We start from the raw sequence: 21,531 nt of genomic DNA, 5'->3' as shown, positions 1-21,531 counted from the left end.
GGTCAGCTTCTATGGTATAATTACTCATTCCATCCCTTTGTAGGGTTCGCTCGGCGGGCAACTTTAAAGGGTATTTGATGAAATAATAACCGATGAAATCACCGTAAATGCACGCAGCCCAGACTTTTTCCAGCACCCCGGCCAATAAGCCACACTACCCTCTACAACGTTTTTCCGTCGCGCCGATGCTCGATTGGACCGATCGTCATTGCCGTTATTTTCATCGTTTGTTAACCAAGCAGACCTTGTTATATACCGAAATGGTCACCACCGGTGCCATTATTCATGGTAAAGCTGACTATCTGGCTTATAGCGAACAGGATCATCCGGTGGCACTGCAACTTGGAGGCAGTGACCCGCAGGCGCTGGCCCATTGTGCCAAATTGGCTGAACAACGCGGCTACAATGAAATAAACCTAAATGTGGGTTGCCCGTCTGATCGGGTACAAAATGGTCGTTTTGGCGCTTGCCTGATGGGTGAGGCTGAACTGGTCGCTGACTGCATTAAAGCTATGCGCGATGTGGTTTCTATTCCTGTCACCGTTAAAACTCGTATCGGCATTGACCAACTGGATAGCTATGAGTTCTTATGCGAGTTTGTGCAAACGGTGGCGGACCGTGGCGAATGCGATATCTTTACCATTCATGCTCGCAAAGCCTGGCTCTCAGGGCTTAGCCCGAAAGAGAACCGTGAAGTGCCACCGCTGGATTATGAGCGGGTTTATCAGCTCAAGCGTGATTTCCCAACACTGACTATTGCCATTAATGGTGGTGTGAAAACGCTGGCTGAAGCCAAAGAGCATCTTAAACATCTTGATGGGGTAATGATGGGCCGTGAAGCCTACCAAAATCCAAGCATTTTGACCCAAGTGGATCGCGAACTATTTGATGTAAATGCCCCAGTGGTCGATAGCATTAAGGCGATTGAAGCGCTTTATCCTTATATCGAACAGGAGTTGTCTCGCGGCGCTTATTTGGGCCACATCACCCGGCATATTCTTGGGATTTTTCAGGGAATTCCTGGTGCGCGTCAATGGCGTCGCCATCTAAGCGAAAATGCCCATAAGCCTGGTGCTGGCGTTGCTGTAGTAGAGCAAGCCTTAGCGCTGGTCACTCGGCCTTATACCCTTCGTCCTTGAAGTCGCAGGGTTGTTAGCTACGCTAGTGACTCGGCCCATCCGGTGGGCCTCGCAAGGCGAGGCCGCTGCAAGCAGCGTTCAAATCACTTGACTGTGTAAGCTCATCGGGATGCGTTCACTTGCTGCCTACCTGCGACGCCAATTACTTTGAGTATAATAGAATAGTAAATTAGCTATAAGTTAGTCAAATTGACCATGCCTATCCATTTTTCTGGTAGATGTTAATATTACTTAATCATTAAATTCAATGAATTAGCTGATATGTTAAAGTTGGCATGCTTCTTGTAATACTTCTTATAAAATCCCCGATTTGTTCGTTATATTTAATGATGTGGTTGTGGGACATACACAATTATTAAGGAGCCAGCCATGTTTGAAATTCTCTTTGTTATCGGCTTTTTTATCATGCTGATGGTAACCGGTATTTCCCTGTTAGGGATCTTCGCTGCATTACTGGTGGCTGCTGCTTTTATGATGGTAGGGGGCTTATTCGTCATGATGATTAAGCTGCTACCTTGGTTGATTCTGGCGGTTGTGGCCGTCTGGATATGGCGTTCGATGCAGAAACCGATAGTCCGGCGTTACTAAAATTTCCCTTTCTTGCGGTAGCGATCACAGCCTGAAAGATTAGTGGGGCGAATCAGAGGGAAAACGTATTTTTTCTCGGGCGTGCTTGCTAGGATGCTAACCGATACGATTTGGTATCGCATTTTCATCCCTGCCAGAGGTAAAAATAGCCGTATAAACGGCAGTTAGCTCTGACAGAATACGCTGCTGTACCCCTACATGTGCATCAAAGAAAGCGTTGTAAAGAAGGGCTCCCTAATCGGAGCCCTTTGTTTTTTCAACAATATTACCTTAGGAATGGCCAAACAACTCAGGGTATCAGCAAGCTGGATCCTGTGGTCTGGCGGCTTTCTAGGATTTGATGGGCACGGTGAGCATCACGCAACGGGAATTGCTGTGCTTTTGCCACATCGACATTAATGGCTCCGCCAGCAATCAGTGAAAACAGTTCGTGGCTGGCACTTGCTAACTCTTGCCGATTGGTGACATAAGTGTTGAGGGAGGGGCGAGTAATATATAGCCCGCCTTTTTGGTTCAGGATGGCAAGATCTACTCCTGTCACTGGGCCGGAGGCATTACCGAAACTCACCATCAAGCCTCTGCGCTTAAGGCTATTAAGCGAATCCAGCCAGGTACTTTTCCCAACCGAGTCATACACCACACCCACTTTCTCGCCATTAGTCAGCTCTGCCACCCGCTCGGCGATATTTTCTGTACGATAGTTAATCGTGGCCCAGGCGCCAGCGGCTTTTGCCAATTCGGCCTTTTCATCAGAGCCAACACTGCCGATAAGCTTAGCACCAAGCGCTTTCGCCCACTGGCAAGCAATTAGTCCGACACCACCCGCCGCCGCATGGAATAGGAATACCTCACCCGGTTTTATCTCGTGGGTTTGGCGCAACAGATAGTGGACGGTCAGCCCTTTGAGGAATGATGCTGCGGCCTGCTCGAAAGAGATGTTGTCAGGAAGTATGGCAATCTTCTCTGCCGCAACATTATGCACTTCGCTGTAAGCCCCGAGAGCTGATTGGGCATATACCACCCGGTCACCGACATTGATTGTGTTAACCGACGAACCAACTTTAGTGACAATTCCCGCCGCCTCTGTTCCCAACCCACTGGGAAACTGTGATGGTGAATAAAGCCCACTGCGAACATAAGTATCGATATAGTTAATACCGATCGCTTTGTTTTCTACCTGAACTTCATGTGCTGCAGGGTCAGAAGGGGTAAAGTCAAGGTATTGCAACACTTCCGGCCCGCCAGTGGTACTGAATTGGATATGCTTTGCCATGGTAGCTCCTATAGATAGGTGTATTTTCACCCTACAGGGTTCTGCACGGAGTGCCAAGATCTGGCTAATACCGATATGTAATAGGGAATATTATTACCTCTGCGAATAAGACGGTGCGGCAATGTGGGCGGCTTTTTTTTTCCTCATTAGCGAACTTTCTGAACTCATCAGCTCCATTCATTTGCGGTCTACCTGCAACTCCAATTACTTTGTGTATATACTAGGCCGTTATATTTTCTATTCGATATTTTCCTATCGCAACAAAGGTAAAGAACACTCTTCATGGCCGCAAAAAAACCAACCAACAATATGACAGAGCCACGAGACCGCCAGATGGAAGGGCTGAAACTCCCGCCTCATTCGCTGGAGGCAGAGCAGTCCGTGTTGGGCGGTTTGATGCTGGATAATGAACGCTGGGATAACGTGTCAGAACGCGTTGCCAGCAATGACTTCTTCAGCCGCCCGCATCGCCGAATCTTTACTGAAATGCAGCGTTTGCTGGAAAACAGCAAACCTATCGATTTGATCACCTTGTCTGAGTCGCTAGAGCAAAAAGGCGATCTGGATTCGGTGGGGGGATTTGCCTATCTGGCAGAGTTATCGAAAAACACCCCAAGTGCGGCGAATATTGGTGCCTATGCTGATATCGTGCGCGAACGTGCGGTAGTTCGTGAAATGATCTCGGTCGCTAATGAGATAGCTGACGCCGGTTATGATCCCCAAGGGCGTAGCAGTGAAGATCTGCTGGATTTGGCTGAATCCAAAGTGTTTCAGATAGCTGAAAGCCGCGCCAGTAAAGATGAAGGGCCGAAAAGTGTCGATCAAATCCTCGAAGCCACGGTCGCGCGAATTGAGCAACTTTATCAGCGGCCCCATGATGGGGTGACCGGTGTTTCAACCGGCTTTACCGACCTTGATAAAAAAACCGCCGGTTTACAGAAATCAGATTTGATCATTGTCGCCGCGCGTCCATCAATGGGTAAAACCACGTTTGCGATGAACTTGTGTGAAAACGCCGCGATGATGCAGGAAAAACCGGTATTGATCTTCAGTTTGGAGATGCCCGGCGATCAGATCATGATGCGTATGCTGGCGTCGCTGTCACATGTTGACCAGACCCGTATCCGAACCGGCCAACTCGATGATGAGGATTGGGCGCGTATTTCCAGCACCATGGGCATATTGATGGAAAAACGCAATATGTACATCGATGACTCATCCGGTCTGACACCGACAGAAGTGCGCTCCCGCGCGCGGCGTATTTTCCGCGAACATGGTGGTTTGAGTCTGATTATGATCGACTACCTGCAATTGATGCGGGTGCCGTCTCTTTCTGATAACCGAACGTTGGAAATCGCCGAGATTTCGCGCTCACTCAAAGCTCTGGCGAAAGAGTTGCAAGTCCCGGTAGTGGCGTTATCACAGCTTAACCGTAGTTTGGAGCAACGTGCTGATAAACGGCCCGTTAACTCCGACTTACGTGAATCCGGCTCTATCGAACAAGATGCGGACTTAATCATGTTTATCTATCGTGACGAGGTGTATCACGAGAACAGTGATGAGAAAGGGATCGCGCAGATTATTTTGGGTAAACAGCGTAACGGTCCGATCGGATCTGTCCGGCTGAAATTTAACGGTCAATGGTCGCGCTTTGATAACTATGCCGGTCCACAGTACGACGACGAATAGTTTCCCCCTAGTCCTTGACGCTGCAGGGTTGTTAGCGGCGATGACTCACGCGGAACCCTCGCTGGCCGGCGACCTGCAACACCAGGTTCTTTGGGTATAACATCAATTATTAAGGATAAGAAATGAAAGCGGCAACAGCAGTAATCGACCGCCGCGCTCTGCGACATAACTTGCATCAGGTACGGCGCATGGCGCCACAAAGCCGCCTGATTGCTGTTGTGAAAGCAAACGCTTATGGCCACGGGTTATTAGAAACAGCACATACTTTGCAGGATGCCGATTGCTATGGCGTCGCGCGCATCGGCGAAGCTCTGATGCTACGTTCTGGCGGAATTGTAAAACCTATTCTACTGCTGGAAGGGTTTTTTACCGCAGAGGACTTGCCTATTCTGGTGGCTAACCGGATTGAAACCGCAGTACACAGTATTGAACAATTAGAAGCGCTGGAAGCGGCCAATCTCCCTGCTCCGATCAATGTCTGGATGAAGCTCGATACCGGTATGCATCGTTTAGGCGTCCGTCCTGAGCAGGCCGAAGCCTTCTACCAGCGGCTATGTGCTTGTGGCAACGTTAGTCAGCCAGTTAATATTATGAGCCACTTCAGTCGTGCCGACGAACCTGAAGTGGATACTACCCGCCAGCAACTGGCGTGTTTTGACGCCTTTGCTATTGGCAAACCGGGTAAACAGTCTATTGCTGCATCTGGCGGTATTTTGCTGTGGCCGCAAGCGCATCGTGATTGGGTTCGTCCCGGTATCATACTGTATGGCGTTTCGCCGCTGGATGAACCTTATGCCAGCCATTTTGGTCTACTGCCAGCGATGGCATTAAAATCCAGCCTGATTGCTGTACGTGAACATAAAGCCGGTGAGCCCGTGGGCTACGGCGGAACTTGGGTCAGTGAACGTGATACGCGCCTGGGTGTGGTGGCGATTGGCTACGGTGACGGTTATCCGCGCAGCGCACCATCGGGTACGCCGATGTGGGTCAATGGCCGCGAAGTGCACATTGTGGGGCGGGTATCGATGGACATGATTTCAGTTGATCTTGGGCCAGATAGCAGCGACAAAGTCGGTGATGAAGTGCTGTTGTGGGGGGCGGATTTACCGGTTGAGAAGATCGCAGCTTACACCGGTATCAGTGCCTATGAATTGATCACCAAGCTGACCTCCCGTGTAGCGATGGAATATTTAGGGGAATAAGGTAAGCTGACTAATCAAGGTATAGACAATTATTATCAATCTAGGAGAGCAGCGCCGTGTTCCAAAATGTTGATGCCTATGCAGGTGACCCGATCCTGTCATTGATGGAGAGTTTTAAAGCCGATAGCCGAGCACATAAAGTGAATCTGAGTATCGGGCTTTATTACAATGAGCAGGGTGAGATCCCGCAAATGCAGGCAGTGGATACCGCTGAAACCCAATTGAATGCTCAGCCACATGGGACACCGGTTTACTTGCCGATGGAAGGTCTGCAATCTTATCGTACTGCTATTCAGCAGCTACTATTCGGCAGCGATCACCCTATGCTGGCTCAGCAACGAGTAGCGACTATCCAAACTGTTGGTGGCTCCGGTGCATTGAAAGTGGGTGCTGATTTCCTTCATTCCTATTTCCCAGATTCTCAGGTGTGGGTCAGTGACCCTACGTGGGAAAACCATGTCGCTATTTTCAGTGGCGCAGGGTTTAAGGTGAATACCTACCCGTACTTTGATAATGACAAGCTGGGCGTAAAATTCGATCAAATGCTGGCAACGTTGCAGCAGTTACCGGCCAGAAGCATTGTTTTGCTCCATCCTTGCTGCCATAACCCAACTGGATCTGATCTGACGAATGCACAGTGGGATCAGGTTATTGGCGTGGCTAAAGACCGGGATCTGATCCCGTTCCTGGATATTGCCTATCAGGGTTTTGGTGCTGGGCTGAATGAAGATGCTTATGCGATTCGAGCCATGGCGGCAGCGGAATTACCCTGTCTGGTCAGTAACTCCTTCTCTAAAATCTTCTCTCTGTATAACGAACGGGTCGGTGGCCTTTCCGTGGTATGTGAAAGTGAAGAAGCTGCTGGTCGGGTATTGGGGCAACTGAAAGCCACGGTGCGGCGTAACTATTCCAGCCCGCCAAACTTTGGTGCACAGGTTGTTTCAAAAGTACTGCATGACAGCGAGTTACGGGCGCAATGGCAGGCTGAAGTGGAGCAGATGCGTCGGCGTATTATTGAAATGCGCAGCACGTTGGTGGAAGCCTTGAAGGCAGCACTACCCAATCGCAATTTTGATTACTTAATGCAACAGCGTGGCATGTTCAGCTATACCGGTTTTAGTGCTGCACAAGTGGATCGTCTGCGTGACGAGTTTGGCGTGTATCTGATTGCCAGCGGCAGGATGTGTATGGCAGGTGTCAACCACAGTAATGTTCAGCGAGTAGCGGCTGCGTTTGCGGCAGTACAGTAATTAGTTATCGCGTTATCTAACACGACGAACTGTTTAAGGCGATAGAAATATCGCCTTTTTGCTTTATTTTTTCCACCATCTTTCCGTCACTTATCTACATAACCTGTCTGGTTAGCTCTTCGCCAATGGCTGTAAATCGATTAAAGAATATACTAAATAAGGTGGCAGACCCATGCCCAATGATCATTCATCGCTCACAGTAAATCTTCTGTTATAAGTGCAAGCTAATACTTCAGCATGTTGCTGTATCCGATGGAATGAATACGCTATGAGGCCCTTTCGCTAGACGGCACTGGCCCATTACAGGAGATAACCCAATGAATAATTCAGCATTATTGGAATACTGCATGTCTAAACCGGGGGCAGAGCAGAGTGATCATGAGGAATGGCAGACCAATCAGATTAAAGTAGCCGATGTGATGTTTGCGATGGTGGGTGAAATTGGTGGGCGGCCCTCTATTTCGGTAAAAACCAGCCCTGAGTTGGCGGAGAGTTTGCGAGAGCAACATCCGGAGATCGTGCCGAGTGAACACTTGAATAAAGCGCACTGGAACACGGTGTTTCTGGATGGACAATTACCGAACTCACAATTTTACTCGTTAATTGACCGCTCTTATCAATTGGTATTGCAGGGGTTACCGGAACATAGGCGACAGGAGCTGGCTGTTTGATACCCCCTTGGTACTTGGAGTTGCAGGGTTGTTAGCCTGGTTCATTATTTGGCCCATCCTTGGGCCTGGCTGATTTGTTGTTCACGGGTTGCCAACCTGCAGCTCCAATGATTTTGGATGCTGATAGATTAATTGATGCTCTACTTACGTTGCAGCATTGGCTTGAGGAAGCGTGCAGTATGTGACGCGGCGCATTCTGCAACAGTCTCTGGTGTACCGGCGACCAGAATCTCGCCACCGCCACTACCGCCTTCTGGCCCCAGATCGACAATCCAATCAGCAGTCTTAATCACATCCAGATTGTGCTCAATGACCACAATGGTATTGCCCTGATCGCGCAGCTGATGCAACACCGCCAGCAGTTGCTGAATATCAGCAAAATGCAGGCCGGTAGTCGGCTCGTCCAGAATATAGAGCGTCTGACCGGTGCCGCGTTTTGATAATTCACGCGACAGTTTCACCCGTTGCGCTTCACCACCCGACAGCGTAGTCGCAGATTGCCCCAGACAGATATAGGACAGGCCCACATCCATCAGTGTTTGCAGCTTACGCGCCAATGCCGGAACCGCATCAAAGAACTCGCGAGCCTCTTCGATAGTCATCGCCAGCACTTCGTGGATACTTTTACCTTTGTATTTTACTTCCAGCGTTTCACGGTTATAACGCTTACCTTTACACTGGTCGCATGGCACATAGATATCGGGCAGGAAGTGCATTTCGACTTTAATCACCCCGTCGCCCTGGCAGGCCTCACAACGGCCCCCTTTGACGTTAAAGCTGAAGCGGCCTGGCGTATAACCACGGGTACGTGATTCAGGAACACCGGCAAACAGCTCACGAATGGGGGTAAAGATACCGGTATAAGTCGCCGGGTTAGAGCGCGGCGTCCGGCCAATCGGGCTTTGGTCAATATCGATGACTTTATCGAAATGCTCCAAGCCTTGAATTTCACGGAATGGCGCCGGTTCGTTGCTGGTCGCGCCGTTCAACTGGCGCTGGGCGATACAATATAAGGTGTCGTTGATCAGCGTTGACTTACCTGAGCCAGAAACCCCGGTAATACAACTAAACAGCCCGACCGGCAGTGTCAGCGTGACATCTTTCAGGTTATTGCCGCTGGCGCCAATCAGTTTTAACACTTTGGTTGGGTCCCCCGGCACGCGTTGCGCAGGGATGGCGATTTCTCGTTTGCCGCTAAGGAACTGACCGGTCAGTGACTTAGGTTCAGCCATGATGGCCTCAACGGTCCCTTCGGCCACCACCTCACCACCATGCACACCCGCACCCGGGCCAATATCAATCACATGGTCGGCTGCGCGGATAGCGTCTTCATCATGTTCCACTACAATCACGGTGTTACCCAGATTGCGCAGATGAATCAATGTTTCCAGCAACCGTTCATTATCACGTTGGTGCAAACCGATGGACGGTTCATCCAGTACATACATGACACCCACCAAGCCGGCGCCAATTTGACTGGCCAAACGGATACGTTGCGCTTCACCACCAGACAGTGTTTCCGCCGAACGGGACAACGACAGATAATTCAGCCCGACGTTAACCAAGAACTTCAGCCGATCGCCAATCTCTTTCAGCACTTTCTCAGCAATTTGCGCCCGCTGACCACTTAGTTTCATGTTTTGGAAGAAGGTCAGTGCGTGGCCGATGCTCAGTTCAGAAATCTCGGGCAGAGTGGTGTTTTCGACAAACACATAACGCGCTTCGCGGCGCAAGCGAGTACCGTGGCATGAAGCACAGGAGCGATTGCTAATATATTTGGCCAGTTCCTCACGTACTGCACTGGACTCCGTCTCTTTATAGCGACGTTCCATATTGTGCAACACCCCTTCAAATGGGTGGCGGCGAACGGTGGTATCACCCCGATCGTTAATGTATTTGAATTCAATGGTATCTTTGCCAGAACCGTATAAAACGGCGTGCTGTATCGCGCTATCAAGCGAGTTAAATGGCGTTTCGATATCAAACTTATAATGATCTGCCAGTGAACGCAGCATCTGGAAGTAATAGAAGTTGCGGCGATCCCAACCACGGATGGCACCACCCGCCAGCGACAGCTCTGGATTCTGTAATACACGGTCTGGATCAAAGAACTGCTGTACCCCTAAGCCGTCACAAGTTGGGCAGGCCCCCGCCGGGTTGTTAAAGGAGAACAGGCGTGGTTCCAACTCACTCATACTGTAGCCGCAAATCGGGCAGGCAAAGTTGGCGGAGAACAGCAACTCTTCGGCGTGAGGGTCGTCCATATCGGCAACGACGGCAGTACCACCAGAAAGCTCCAGTGCCGTTTCAAATGATTCAGCCAGACGCTGAGCCAGATCTTCACGCACTTTGAAGCGATCGACCACCACTTCAATGGTATGTTTTTTTTGCAGTTCTAATTTCGGTGGATCAGACAGATCACACACCTCGCCATCGATCCGCGCCCGGATATAGCCCTGCATAGCCAGACCTTCCAGCGTTTTGGTATGTTCGCCTTTGCGATCTTTTACCACCGGAGCCAGTAACATCAAGCGGCGGCCTTCCGGCTGACTGATGACGTTATCCACCATCTGACTGACGGTTTGCGCGGCTAGCGTAACATCGTGATCTGGGCAGCGTGGTTCACCGACACGGGCGAACAGCAAACGCAGATAATCATGGATTTCAGTGATGGTACCCACAGTCGAGCGTGGGTTATGCGAAGTTGATTTTTGCTCAATGGAGATTGCCGGTGACAGACCTTCAATATGGTCGACATCCGGTTTTTCCATCAGCGATAGAAATTGGCGCGCATAGGCGGAAAGAGACTCAACATAACGGCGTTGCCCCTCGGCATACAAGGTATCAAAAGCCAGTGAGGATTTGCCTGAACCCGATAGACCGGTGACCACGATCAGTTTGTCGCGCGGGATAATCAGGTTGATATTCTTAAGATTATGGGTGCGAGCGCCCCGAACTTCTATATTATCCATTCAAACACTTCCCGGATGTAAACTGAGCCTCTCCCGCGCCCTTTTTTACTCTTCGTACTTGAAGCCGTAGGGTTGTTGGCTGCGTTCACTCACCCTAATCACTTACTGGCTGTAAGCTCATAGGGACTCGCTCGCTTGCCGCCTACCTGCAACTCCAATTACTTTGAGTAATGTATAGACGCATTTTGCAACGTCAAAAAAGGACACAGCCAGTACGAAACGGATAATTATGACACAAAAAAACCTGAATGGATATCCAGTATTCGAGTGCAATTAAGGCAGATGTCATGATAAAACTGCAACACATTTCGCAGTTATGATCTACTGTGCCGTTTAGCAGTTAGCGTGTTAAACTTACTCGTTTATACTGTACAAAATTTACTTCATCAGGAGAGTTCACATGGCCAGCAGAGGCGTAAACAAAGTGATTTTGGTCGGGAATTTGGGCCAAGACCCGGAAGTCCGCTACATGCCAAACGGCGGAGCTGTTGCCAATATCACCCTGGCCACTTCCGAAAGCTGGCGTGATAAAGCCACCGGCGAGCAGAAAGAAAAAACTGAATGGCACCGTGTGGTGTTGTTCGGCAAACTGGCAGAAGTGGCGGGTGAATATCTGCGTAAAGGCTCTCAGGTTTATATTGAAGGCGCACTGCAAACTCGTAAATGGACAGATCAGGCTGGTGTTGAGAAATACACCACAGAAGTTGTGGTTAATGTGGGCGGCACCATGCAAATGCTGGGTGGCCGTCAGGGCGGCGCTGCTCCGGCAGGTGGTGGTGCACCACAAGACGGCGGGGCGCAAGGTGGTTGGGGTCAACCTCAGCAGCCACAAGGTGGTAACCAGTTCAGCGGCGGTCAGACTTCACGTCCGGCCCAGTCTGCACCAGCAGCACAACCACAAGGCGGCAATGAGCCACCAATGGATTTCGATGATGATATCCCGTTCTAGGATACGGCTCAGATACTTGATGTAAAGTTTTACCCTGAAAGCCCCGGCGCATAAGCAACCGGGGCTTTTTATTTGCCCCTGAAAAAGTTAAATTTTGGACCGAAACGCGGCCTGGGGGGATAGTTAGTGAAAAGTGTAAAGAATAATGTGATCACTAGGATTGAGAAAGTGGCGAAGACGAAGGAGTTCGTATTCGACGATGGAGAGCGGGCATGCGTGATCACGGACATGCAGGGGATGCCACTTTACTACCCCAACCTCTATCTCACGACTCAAGTCCGTAACCGTAGCCTCTCCTCATCTACGCTTGCAAACACCGCTGGCCATTTATGCGTGTTCCTTCAAATATTGTCAGAGCGTGGGATCAATCTGATAGATCGGTTTTCCAAAGGCGTAGTGGTAGAAAACTACGAGATAGAAGCCCTGCGTGGGTATATGCAGAGGCGTTTACTGGCTCAGCCCGAGGGATTAGCGCGTACCTGCTTTGCGGGGAAGGTCTATGTCTCGAAGGAAATCGTGTATGCGCGAACCGGAGCTGCAGTCGATTACGTATCTTGGCTTGCCGGTCGGTATCTGAAATCACCAGTAGATCCTGAAGCTTTAGCTAGGGTTCTGTCAGCGATGAAAGACATCAGACCTTTAAATAAAAAAAGAAATCTTCTGTATCGTGACAATGGGTTGGACGATGTAACTGCCTCGGCAATTCGCGAGGTGTTAAGGCCTGACTCATCTTATCGTATGTGGGACGATGGCGGTGTGCAGTCTAGAAATAAGTTAATGTTCACCCTTTTGTACGAGCTTGGTATAAGGAGGGGGGAGCTTCTGAATATCAAATGTGAAGACATAAACTTTCATTCAAATCGCATTTACATTGTCAGGCGCGCGGATGAAAAATCTGATCCGCGTGTAAAACAGCCTCTGGTCAAAACGAACGACAGAGAGTTGGTTTGTAAAGCTCATGTGATCAAGGCTGTGCAGGAGTATATTCTGACGTACAGAAGGAAAGTTCCCGGCGCTCGTAAGCATGGATATCTTTTTGTAACGCACAAGGCTGGCCCTACGTTAGGCCAGCCATTGTCTATTGCAGGGTATAAGGACGTTGTCAATTCCTTGCGTACCCATATTCCTCCGCTTAGAGATTTTACTGGTCATCAGTTGAGGCACTACTGGAATGAGCGTTTTTCTGACCTTGCTGATGAAAGGAAGTTGGGCGCCGCCGAAGAAGAGCGGCTTCGATCAATGCTGATGGGGTGGAAGCTGGGGAGTGGAACTGCGGCAACCTACAATAAACGTGCTGATAGGCGTAAAGCCACGGAGTTTGGTCTTGCACTCCAGGAAAAAACGCTGCGGCCAGTAGCAGGGGGCCGAAATGACTGAGTTATCAAATCTGATCATCTCGACGGGCGCTGGATCAGTAGGTTCAGTGCTTAGGTCAGTCCTCGGTTACGAGTTCGACAGTTCCGATACCTTATGGAAATTGTCGAAAGACAGTAGTTTGAATATGGGGCTGGTCATGGAACGGACACCCAACAAGTATCAGTATTCAGTGCGCAAGCTCTTCGAACATTATGCGACTACTCAAGCGGGCTCTTCGGTCCTGGCAGTGGCTAACTCAGTTTACCATTTGTTCTCTGCAACGAACGGCGAGTTGGATACCCATCAGCTCATAAACTTCAAAGCTTCGCTACATGGGGATTACGCGCATCTCCATCGAGTCCGGCCTTTCCTAAGACGTTGGCTAGCATTTCGACTGCCGGGCATCAACAAAGATGTGGTAGAAATGGTGGATGGTTGGCGATTGCCCGGCGGCGCGAAAGGCCAAGCCGTCAAAAGTATGGATCCTACTCAGGGACCGATGTCTGACTTTGAGCTAATGGCTTTTAATGAAGGTGCAATCTTCGCTTATGAGGAAGGCGACCTAAGTCTTTACGAGCTATCTATTTGTCTTCTCACGAGCAGCACGGGACGGCGACCTATCCAGATAACGCATCTCAAATGCAAAGACCTGATAAAGGTCGACGGTAGCGATGGAGCAGCCAAGTATCTTTTGCTTATACCTCGTGCGAAACAAGAGGGAGCAGACTTTCGGGACGAGTTTAAAACATTTCAGCTGACTCGGGATCTATACGATGTTCTATTCAATCATCGCGCCAAGGTACTTAAAGCTGTTCAGGCGATGGGCTATCAAGTAAACGATCAAGAACTTGGCCTAGTTCCTCTTTTTCCAGCGAGACGAAAGCTTCAGTCTTTCGGGCCTAAGACTAATTTTTCTGCTTCTAGGCAAAGGTTTCTCGCGGCGCTTCCGGGTGAGCAATTGCATGCTCGTACCGAGGTAATCGATCTTGCAGTCAAACGGGCTGTTGAACTTGGTGAGATTCATTCGCACCGCACTGATGGATATTTGCACGTTTTCCCTAAGCGTTTCAGATATACCTTGGGTACTCGTGCAGCTCGTGAGGGCATGAGTAAATATGTTATCGCTGAATTGTTGGACCATTCAGATATTCAACATGTGGATGTCTATACTCTAAACGTACCTGAGCACATAAAAAAAATTGATGCAGCACTGGGCTTTCAGTTGGCGCGTTTTGCTCAGGCCTTCTCTGGGAATCTGGTTGATTCTGAGTTGGATGCTATCCGTGGCGCTGATCCAGCCAGCCGAGTACGACACCGCAAGGGTGAAGTCGGTACATGCGGTAGCTTTTCTTATTGTGGGATGAACGTCCCGCGCCCCTGCTATACGTGTGTAAGTTTCCAACCTTGGTTAGATGCGCCGCATGAAGATTTCTACGCTGAGCTTTTGGAGGAGCGTCAGCGGTTGCTATTGGATACTGGTGATCTGGCAGTAGCGTCCGTCTTGGATCGAACGATTGCAGCCGTTGCTGAAGTTATCTTGAAATGCGCTAACCGTAAGTCTGAGGTGGAGCAGTGAGTAATCTATTTCAATTTTCCAGTCGTTCAGACTTGGACTCAGTCCAAAACTTGGACCTTTTCATCAGGAAGTGCCAGGAAGAACTCACTGTTTTTGGGGCAAATACAGATTGGTCTGCTTGGATATGGCCTAAAGTCGCAAATTTCACCAAGCTTGGCTCCAGTTCTAGGTCGCATTCAGTAGATGATCGTATGGGCGAGCCGTTCATTTCGTTTGCGAAAGCATACTTTCGCTATCAACAGGGTCATAATCCTACGGGCACTAAAAATGAAACTAAGGCGCTCAAGGTCTTGGAGTTCGTCCTTTCCGAACGATCGCCTTCTCCCGACATATCTGAACTTGATACTACTGTGCTAGATCGCGCTGCCATCGTGGCACGCGAGCATTATTCTGGTGCTGCTTACCAATGTGGTAGAGAGCTAGAGCGCTTGGCAAAATTTGTTACCACTCACAAGCTTGTCAGCCACTCTTGCGGGGACTGGAGGAATCCAATTGCTCGCCCAACCGAAGGAGGTAAAAGAACCGGTAAGTCGGGCAGAGAGGAGCGCGATAAAAAACTGCCTCACCCTGATGCAGTACTTGCTATGGCTGATATTTTTGCAAGCTGTGGCGATACTCCGAGAGATATTTTCACGTCTAGCGTGTTCGCGCTTTTGATGAGTGGCTCGGTACGGATATCAGAAGTATTAACGCTGCCCTTGGCTTGCCAACACTCAGATCATGATAAAGATGGAAATCCGGTGTTCGGACTTCGTTATTACTCAGGAAAAGGCTTTGGCTGGAATATTAAATGGGTTCCCACGGTAATGGTTGAGGTTGTGAAGACAGCCATTGATCGTATTACAAAGTTGACAGAGGAGGGGCGCAGTTTAGCGGAGTGGTTAGAACAACATCCTGATACCATGTTTATTCATTCCGATTATGTCTCTCAAGATTGGGCTAAATCACTTTCTGAAATCGAGGCGTGTGAAGCGTTAGGTTTTAATTTGAGTCATAGTGAAGCTTGCCAGCGGATGTACTATTCTTATGGCTTTAGCCGTGGCGACTCCATAACGTTGGACAGCCTGTGGGGTAAAATTAAGTCTCGTGTTCCTGATGAATTTCCCTGGGTTAATAAGGAAGCAGGAATCAAATACAGTGGTGCTTTGCTTGCAATGCAAGCCAACAGTCTTCATGCACAGCGCGGTACTGTCCGCGTCCTTCCTTGGATGCCAGACGCAAATATTATGAATAATGATTTGTCTCCAAGGGAGTCTTTGGGCGAGGGTGTGAACCACAGTAGCATTTTCAAACGGTACGGCTACAAGCACGTAGACGGTACTGAGATGAAAATCACCACCCACCAAATGCGTCACATGATCGACACAATGGGTCATAGGGGAGGTATGAGTGAGGATGAAATTGCGAGGTTTGCTGGGCGTGCAGACCCCAAACAAAATAGAGTTTACAACCACATCACTCCTTCAGAGGTTGCCGACAGATATGAGCGGTTGCAGGCTGAGTCTGCGCACGATAGAGCAATCCTGATCCACTGTGAGCCAGTAGATCGTGAAGCATACAATCTGGCTCCAAAGGGGGCGATCCATAAGAGTAAGTGGGGGTGGTGCACGCACGATTTTTCATCTTCTCCATGCGGTATGTTTCGTGATTGTCTGAACTGCAATGAGCATTTGTGTGAAAAACGGACGGCTAACAGAGCACAACTTGAACAGGATTTGCGCGAGATCGAGGAGCAGCTTGCTGAAGCTGAGTCAGCAATGGCCGCAGGCTACGCTGGTGCCGACCGTTGGTATGAGCACCATTCGCTTTCGGCTGTCCGTTTGCGTGAACTGGTAGGGATCTTCAGGGATGATGCGGTCGAAGAAGGAGCCCTCATACGAATTAAAACTGATTTTGCTCCAAGCCATGCTTCCAGGGCCCTCGCTGCGAATCATGACGACGTATCTGGTCGATTGGATGATGAGTCTTCCAAAACGTTGTCTAACCTTATTGAGTTTATGTAATGGCTAAACACCTAACTCCGACTGATATTCAAGCTGCGGTTGACCTTTTGTTTGGTTGGGAGGGGCAGCTTAGCTGGGAGCTATTATGTGAGCGTCTGTCGCCCGTAGTTGGGAAACGTCCAACTCGACAATCCCTTTCCTCTCATTCGGAAATAAAAGACGCATTTGTTTGGGCTAAAAGCAAAAGTAAAGAGCAAGTAGTTCGGGTGCCTCTGCCGTCCAGTTTGAGGATGGCGGCAGACAGAATTGCTCGCTTGGAGGCGGAGATCGACGTGCTTAAGAAACGAAATTCAATGCTGATGCAGCGTTTCCTTATTTGGCAGTACAATGCTTCCAATCATGGTTTACATGAATCTCAACTGGATATGCCACTTCCTGTGATAGACCGTGAACGTTCTGACGCAGCCATCAAGCGTGCACGAATTGTTCGTCCATCTACACGAGTTGATAAGAAAGCGTAGTTATTTAGCACACGCACGGGCGGTTTTCACGTGTTTGTGATTACTGTTATTAGTCAACATATCGCTTTTAGTGACTGAGTTAGGCTGTTTTATACTTTAAGTCACAACTACAGATCGTTGTTGTCAACGGTAATGCAAGGCGCAGCATCTGAAGGCACATTACTGAGCCTTCCTAAGAGTTCGGGGCCTACTGCAACGCTCTTCGTGGCATCGGCCATTGTCGGCAATGTAATAAGTGATGGAGGCATGGCAGGGATTGCCGAGCGGCGCTTCGCTGCTCGGTCCTCGCGGCGCTGTTGCCGTCTCTTCTCGGCCTCGAATTCCTGCATAGGATGTTTCACGAAATGTTGCTCGTATGTCTTCAGCAGACCTGCCTCCTTGCTGGCTTTGGCCTCAGCGAGAACATATTCAGCGTCGCGGAGCTGGATCACCAGCTTGCTGCTTTCTGCCTGTCTGGCGCTCACTAGGGCTAATGCTTTCTCTGAAAACTTGCCACTAGTCCACAGCTCATAGCGCTGGGGCAGAGTTGCCCAGTCCGAATGGATTTTCGCAGCTCCCCTTAGCACTGGGATTCGCTTATCCAGCCATTTGATCACTTCCTTGTCGTCAACGGTGCTAGCTGGATGGATACCCTTGCACTCAATGAAGATAACATCATGATTTTTACGCACCGCGAGAACGTCGATTTCGGCCTGTTTCCCCATCACGTCTTTCACGATGCGATTCATCTCTTGATCGTATCCGGCGAACGTAGACCTCGCGATCTGTGCCACTGCAAATTCAAAAAGACTTCCACGCAACGAATAGGACGCCCCCTCTATACGCGAAAGGTCGTTGAAGACTTGGTCTAAAGCAGCAGGGCTTTCTATGAGTTTGGCGGTGTCGTTCAGAACGTTACATAGGTTTTTCAGCGCAAGAGCTACGTCGTGGCCAAAGAGGGATTCAGTGGTCGCCGGGATGATGCCTTCACCTTTCAGCAGCGCAAATGCCTCAGTTTGATAGGCCTCAGCAACGAATACCTGAAGGCATTTTCCGACTTTTGGTAAGCTGCGGAGAGTGGCGCATTTGTGCAGGAACGCGCCTACATCGTCCGGGGAGATCCATCCGTTCAGGGCTATATCGCAAACGAAAAAGCCAGGTTTCAAAGTGGTGCTTGTGTAGGTCCGCATTGGATGTAGATATGAGGGGCCCGCTAGGTCCCAATTGAATGTGCCGACCTTTGGCAACGATTCGCGATTCTCGTCGTCCCTCGTCTCAACCGACTCGTAGCTCACCATCCCAAGGTTTCTCGCCCAGTCTTTTACGGCCAGGAGTGTGACCTTCTCTGCAATTAGGCGGCCTTTCATTTTTGCCCACATCGCTGGAATGTTCGACAGGTGCTCGTTATCACATCGCATAATCGAGGTCTGTCCAGCGGGAAGATCAACTTCCTTGACTAACCCAGCTTTGATTAGTCGTTCGAGCAGGCTTTCTGCAGAGATGTGTCTCTTCTGGGCGATGGGAGCGCCGCACGCGATGAGGAAATGCGCTCGAGGCATCAAGTTATCGCGCAGCTCTAGCGCCCTCAAAGCCAGGTAATACGCGCTACGCGTTTTTTTCAGCGCTTCCATCAGGTTGTAGAAAAAGTACTCGGATCCGTAGCTTTGCTCCAGGTACACAAAGCGTGCCCGGTGAGGAAAAACGATTTGGCTCAGTTTGTTAACTCCATCGCTGCCTCGTTCAACGCGTTTTCTGGCGGCCGTTGGATTCAGGCCGTACCGCTGCTGCAGCAGTTTCGCTAGGTCGCTGCTCAGCATTGGCCCTTCACGTTTCAGGATCTCCGCAATAGAGGTTTCGCTCATGTCTTTCACCTGGAATGTCACACAGCGCTATTTATACTACTTGTAAACAAGTGTGGGTCGCGATTTCGCGATTCCGTGCGGAGAGCCCTAAAAATGAGGTGTGTAGCTCTTCGAAAAGCCGATTTCCGCCAGAATGTCACAATAGTCTATTTTGCAGCATTGGGGCGGGCCCACAAGGCTGGTAAAAGGGTAGGCGCAGATAGCGATATCTTCACTGTAGTGCCCAGGCAAGTGCTCTAAGCGCGAACGGTGGTCACGGTAGAGATATGAGTGCTTTGGCGTGATGAGCGAAGCTGGGCCGGTCATTTAGATGCTGAGTGCATCAGGCACTGAGATCGTCGTCTAGCCTTAACGCTTTGAGGAACCAGGCAGGTGGGTTCAGACCATCATGATCAAACATGTTGGGAGGAACATTCTTCCAGAACTCGATAATTGCGTCAGAGATTCGTTTTATCTGATCGTCGCTCACGGTTAAATGCGTGTGGTCTAGCCAGTCCAGATCGGTAGCGGAGAGGGTGTGATCCGACTGAATTGGATCAGTTAAGTACTCCGGGCATTGCTGCTTCAGATCTGCAAGCGCTTTCCCGTCTCCATGCTTGTAGACGTTCACAAGGCACCGGCAACCATTCAAGGTCTGCAAGTATTCTTGACTAGAAATAGACCATCCCAAGCTGTCCAACAAGGACATGATCGATGGGAAGTCGGCAGACCAAACCTTCGTTAGCGCGGCGGGGCCGCGATGCCAGTGACGCATCTCATCTGTAATCCATCCTCGAAGCTTCTTTTCCCAGTTGTGGAACATTCCTGCTACTACGCTCAGTCGCGTCTGCATGCGCATTTCATCGAGAAGAAGATAAAACTCGATACCTGCTTCTTCGGAGGCTTCGTAGATTGAGCCAGGATCATCTCTATCAGGATCAAAATTCTGTGAGCGTTCATCCAGCCATGCAACTGCGGCGCGCTCTGCCCCCCATGTCAGGGTAGTTGTCGCCTCTAACTGAAAACATCCAAGGGGCTGGAGACAACAAGAATGAAAACGTATTCACCTGAGCTTAAAGCCGCTGTGATTGCCAGAATGATGCCACCACACAATCAGCCGGTTGTTCAGATTGCACGCTCTGAGGGGATCCCTGTCAATACGCTTTACACCTGGCGCTCCAAGGCAGGTATTTCGACCGCGAGCACCCACGTTGAGGTAAAAACCCCGCAGCAATGGTCCCGTGAGGCTCGTTTTGCCATCCTGGTTGAAACGGCACCTCTTTCCGCCCATGCTGTTGCTGAGTACTGTCGCCGTAAAGGGCTCTACCCTGAGCAAATTCAGCAGTGGAAGAATGAGATAATGCAGCCAGATCCGCGTGAAGAGAAAGCACTCGTCAAGAAACAGCAAAACGAAATTCATCAGCTTAAGCGTGAAATTGCCCGCAAGGATAAGGCGTTGGCTGAGGCTGCGGCATTGCTGATATTGCAAAAAAAGTTCAAGGCGTTGTTCGTCGAGGAAAACGGGGACGAATGACGCCGACTCCGGACAGGCTGCGATTGATGACAATCGTAAAGGAAGCCGTTGCTGCAGGCGCGAGGCTGAGCGAGGCTTGCCAGTCTATTGGGCTTAGTGAGCGAACATTACAGCGTTGGGGAAAAGGGACGCATGACCGCAGACCCACGGCGTCACGGCCCATCCCGAAGAACAAACTCACTGCCGAAGAGGAACAACAGGTTTTAGCCCTCTGTCATGAACTGCGGTTCGCCAGCCTGCCACCGACGCAAATCGTTCCTTTGTTGGCGGATGAAAAGCGCTATATCGCCAGTGAGTCAACGTTTTATCGGATACTAAGACGTGCTGGCGAAACAACGCACCGTGGTCGGCAGAGGGTAGCGCAAAGCAAGCCGCTATCGACCTGGAGGGCGACGGCACCGAATCAGGTGTGGTCATGGGATATTACCTGGCTGAGGTCGCTGACGGCAGGACACTGGTTCTATCTGTACCTGATAGAAGACGTGTTCAGCCGCAAAATCGTCGGTCACGAGGTTCACTTGGTTGAAAGTGGTGAGCATGCGGCAGAGCTGATGAATCGGACAGTGCTGAGCGAACGCTGTTGGCAGGAGCCGCTGGTACTGCATGCGGATAACGGAGCCCCGATGAAGTCACAGGTGCTGCAGGTAAAGCTTGCGGAACTTAAGATAACCCCGTCGCACAGCCGGCCACGGGTGAGCAACGATAACGCGTATGTTGAATCGCTGTTCAGGACGTTGAAATACGTGCCGAGCTGGCCGGAGAAGGGCTTCGCGACGCTGGAGGATGCGCAGGCGTGGGTAGAAACCTTCGTTGGCTGGTATAACGAAGAACATCGGCACAGTGGTATCCGTTACGTCACACCAGGGCAACGACACAGAGGTGAAGATCGGGCACTACTGGCGCAGCGTAAATCGGTCTATGAAGCGGCGAAAATGCAGAATCCACATCGGTGGTCAGGTTCAACGAGAAACTGGCACCGGCAGGATGAGGTCTGGTTAAATCCGGAACGTGAAACGTTGGCCGCATGAATTAACTGAGGCGACAACTA

At 50.1% G+C, this 21,531-nt stretch carries 16 protein-coding genes; 12 read left to right on the top strand and 4 right to left on the bottom strand.

Annotated features, from left to right (window positions below; translation table 11 throughout):
- Window positions 1–107: 107 nt before the first annotated feature.
- Both dusA and pspG read left to right on the top strand, forming a co-directional pair.
- Window positions 108–1,139: a tRNA dihydrouridine(20/20a) synthase DusA gene (dusA, locus tag ACWJJO_RS20750; protein WP_372560374.1), complete on the top strand. Its 1,032-nt coding sequence runs from the start codon at window positions 108–110 to the stop codon at window positions 1,137–1,139.
- A 369-nt stretch (window positions 1,140–1,508) separates the two neighbouring features.
- Window positions 1,509–1,727, top strand: a complete 219-nt coding sequence (pspG, locus tag ACWJJO_RS20745; RefSeq protein WP_083162129.1) for an envelope stress response protein PspG — start codon at window positions 1,509–1,511, stop codon at window positions 1,725–1,727.
- 289 nt (window positions 1,728–2,016) lie between these two features.
- Here the strand turns inward: pspG and ACWJJO_RS20740 are convergent, their stop codons facing one another.
- Complete coding sequence (locus ACWJJO_RS20740; RefSeq protein WP_481091485.1) at window positions 2,017–3,000, bottom strand: NADPH:quinone reductase; 984 nt, start codon at window positions 2,998–3,000, stop codon at window positions 2,017–2,019.
- Window positions 3,001–3,282: 282 nt separating this feature from the next.
- Here ACWJJO_RS20740 and dnaB point away from each other — a divergent pair, with 282 nt between their 5' ends.
- From dnaB to ACWJJO_RS20720, 4 genes are all read left to right on the top strand, one after another.
- The gene (gene dnaB / locus ACWJJO_RS20735; protein ID WP_005191462.1) at window positions 3,283–4,689 is read left to right on the top strand and encodes a replicative DNA helicase; all 1,407 of its coding nucleotides are present in this window, start codon (window positions 3,283–3,285) and stop codon (window positions 4,687–4,689) included.
- Window positions 4,690–4,811: 122 nt separating this feature from the next.
- Window positions 4,812–5,891: an alanine racemase gene (gene alr, locus ACWJJO_RS20730; protein ID WP_083162133.1), complete on the top strand. Its 1,080-nt coding sequence runs from the start codon at window positions 4,812–4,814 to the stop codon at window positions 5,889–5,891.
- Between the two features lie 56 nt (window positions 5,892–5,947).
- Complete coding sequence (locus ACWJJO_RS20725) at window positions 5,948–7,141, top strand: amino acid aminotransferase (RefSeq protein WP_083162135.1); 1,194 nt, start codon at window positions 5,948–5,950, stop codon at window positions 7,139–7,141.
- A 317-nt stretch (window positions 7,142–7,458) separates the two neighbouring features.
- Entirely contained in the window at window positions 7,459–7,812 is a 354-nt protein-coding gene (locus ACWJJO_RS20720; RefSeq protein ID WP_083162137.1) for an MmcQ/YjbR family DNA-binding protein, read from the top strand.
- 140 nt (window positions 7,813–7,952) lie between these two features.
- On the opposite strand, the gene uvrA is transcribed toward ACWJJO_RS20720, so the two are convergent.
- Window positions 7,953–10,784 (bottom strand): excinuclease ABC subunit UvrA, encoded by a 2,832-nt coding sequence (gene uvrA / locus ACWJJO_RS20715; protein ID WP_083162139.1) that lies wholly within the window; start codon window positions 10,782–10,784, stop codon window positions 7,953–7,955.
- A gap of 400 nt (window positions 10,785–11,184) precedes the next feature.
- On the opposite strand from uvrA, the gene ACWJJO_RS20710 reads away from it, so the two are divergent.
- The 5 genes from ACWJJO_RS20710 (at window position 11,185) to ACWJJO_RS20690 (ending at window position 17,129) form a co-directional block, all read left to right on the top strand.
- Window positions 11,185–11,733: a single-stranded DNA-binding protein gene (locus ACWJJO_RS20710; RefSeq protein WP_083162141.1), complete on the top strand. Its 549-nt coding sequence runs from the start codon at window positions 11,185–11,187 to the stop codon at window positions 11,731–11,733.
- Between the two features lie 126 nt (window positions 11,734–11,859).
- Window positions 11,860–13,110, top strand: a complete 1,251-nt coding sequence (locus ACWJJO_RS20705; RefSeq protein ID WP_481091484.1) for a site-specific integrase — start codon at window positions 11,860–11,862, stop codon at window positions 13,108–13,110.
- Window positions 13,103–14,665, top strand: a complete 1,563-nt coding sequence (locus tag ACWJJO_RS20700; protein ID WP_481091483.1) for a site-specific integrase — start codon at window positions 13,103–13,105, stop codon at window positions 14,663–14,665. Before ACWJJO_RS20705 ends, ACWJJO_RS20700 begins: the two co-directional genes overlap by 8 nt.
- Window positions 14,666–14,856: 191 nt before the next feature.
- Window positions 14,857–16,668, top strand: a complete 1,812-nt coding sequence (locus ACWJJO_RS20695) for an integrase (protein WP_481091482.1) — start codon at window positions 14,857–14,859, stop codon at window positions 16,666–16,668.
- Window positions 16,668–17,129: a hypothetical protein gene (locus ACWJJO_RS20690; RefSeq protein ID WP_080269447.1), complete on the top strand. Its 462-nt coding sequence runs from the start codon at window positions 16,668–16,670 to the stop codon at window positions 17,127–17,129. The genes ACWJJO_RS20695 and ACWJJO_RS20690 overlap by 1 nt, the downstream gene beginning before the upstream one ends.
- 107 nt (window positions 17,130–17,236) lie before the next feature.
- Here the strand turns inward: ACWJJO_RS20690 and ACWJJO_RS20685 are convergent, their stop codons facing one another.
- Both ACWJJO_RS20685 and ACWJJO_RS20680 read right to left on the bottom strand, forming a co-directional pair.
- On the bottom strand, window positions 17,237–18,970 hold the full coding sequence (locus tag ACWJJO_RS20685; RefSeq protein WP_481091481.1) for a PDDEXK family nuclease: 1,734 nt from the start codon (window positions 18,968–18,970) through the stop codon (window positions 17,237–17,239).
- A gap of 322 nt (window positions 18,971–19,292) precedes the next feature.
- Window positions 19,293–19,802: a hypothetical protein gene (locus tag ACWJJO_RS20680; RefSeq protein WP_481091480.1), complete on the bottom strand. Its 510-nt coding sequence runs from the start codon at window positions 19,800–19,802 to the stop codon at window positions 19,293–19,295.
- A gap of 198 nt (window positions 19,803–20,000) precedes the next feature.
- Here ACWJJO_RS20680 and ACWJJO_RS20675 point away from each other — a divergent pair.
- A protein-coding gene (locus tag ACWJJO_RS20675) for an IS3 family transposase (protein WP_481090522.1) occupies window positions 20,001–21,511 on the top strand; the annotation gives its coding sequence in 2 pieces (ribosomal slippage) (window positions 20,001–20,436 and window positions 20,436–21,511; 1,512 coding nt in all).
- Window positions 21,512–21,531 lie beyond the last annotated feature (20 nt).

The organism is Yersinia antarctica (assembly GCF_056636475.1).
Note: the sequence above shows the minus strand (reverse complement) of the source record. Positions and strands in the feature narration are given on the sequence as shown.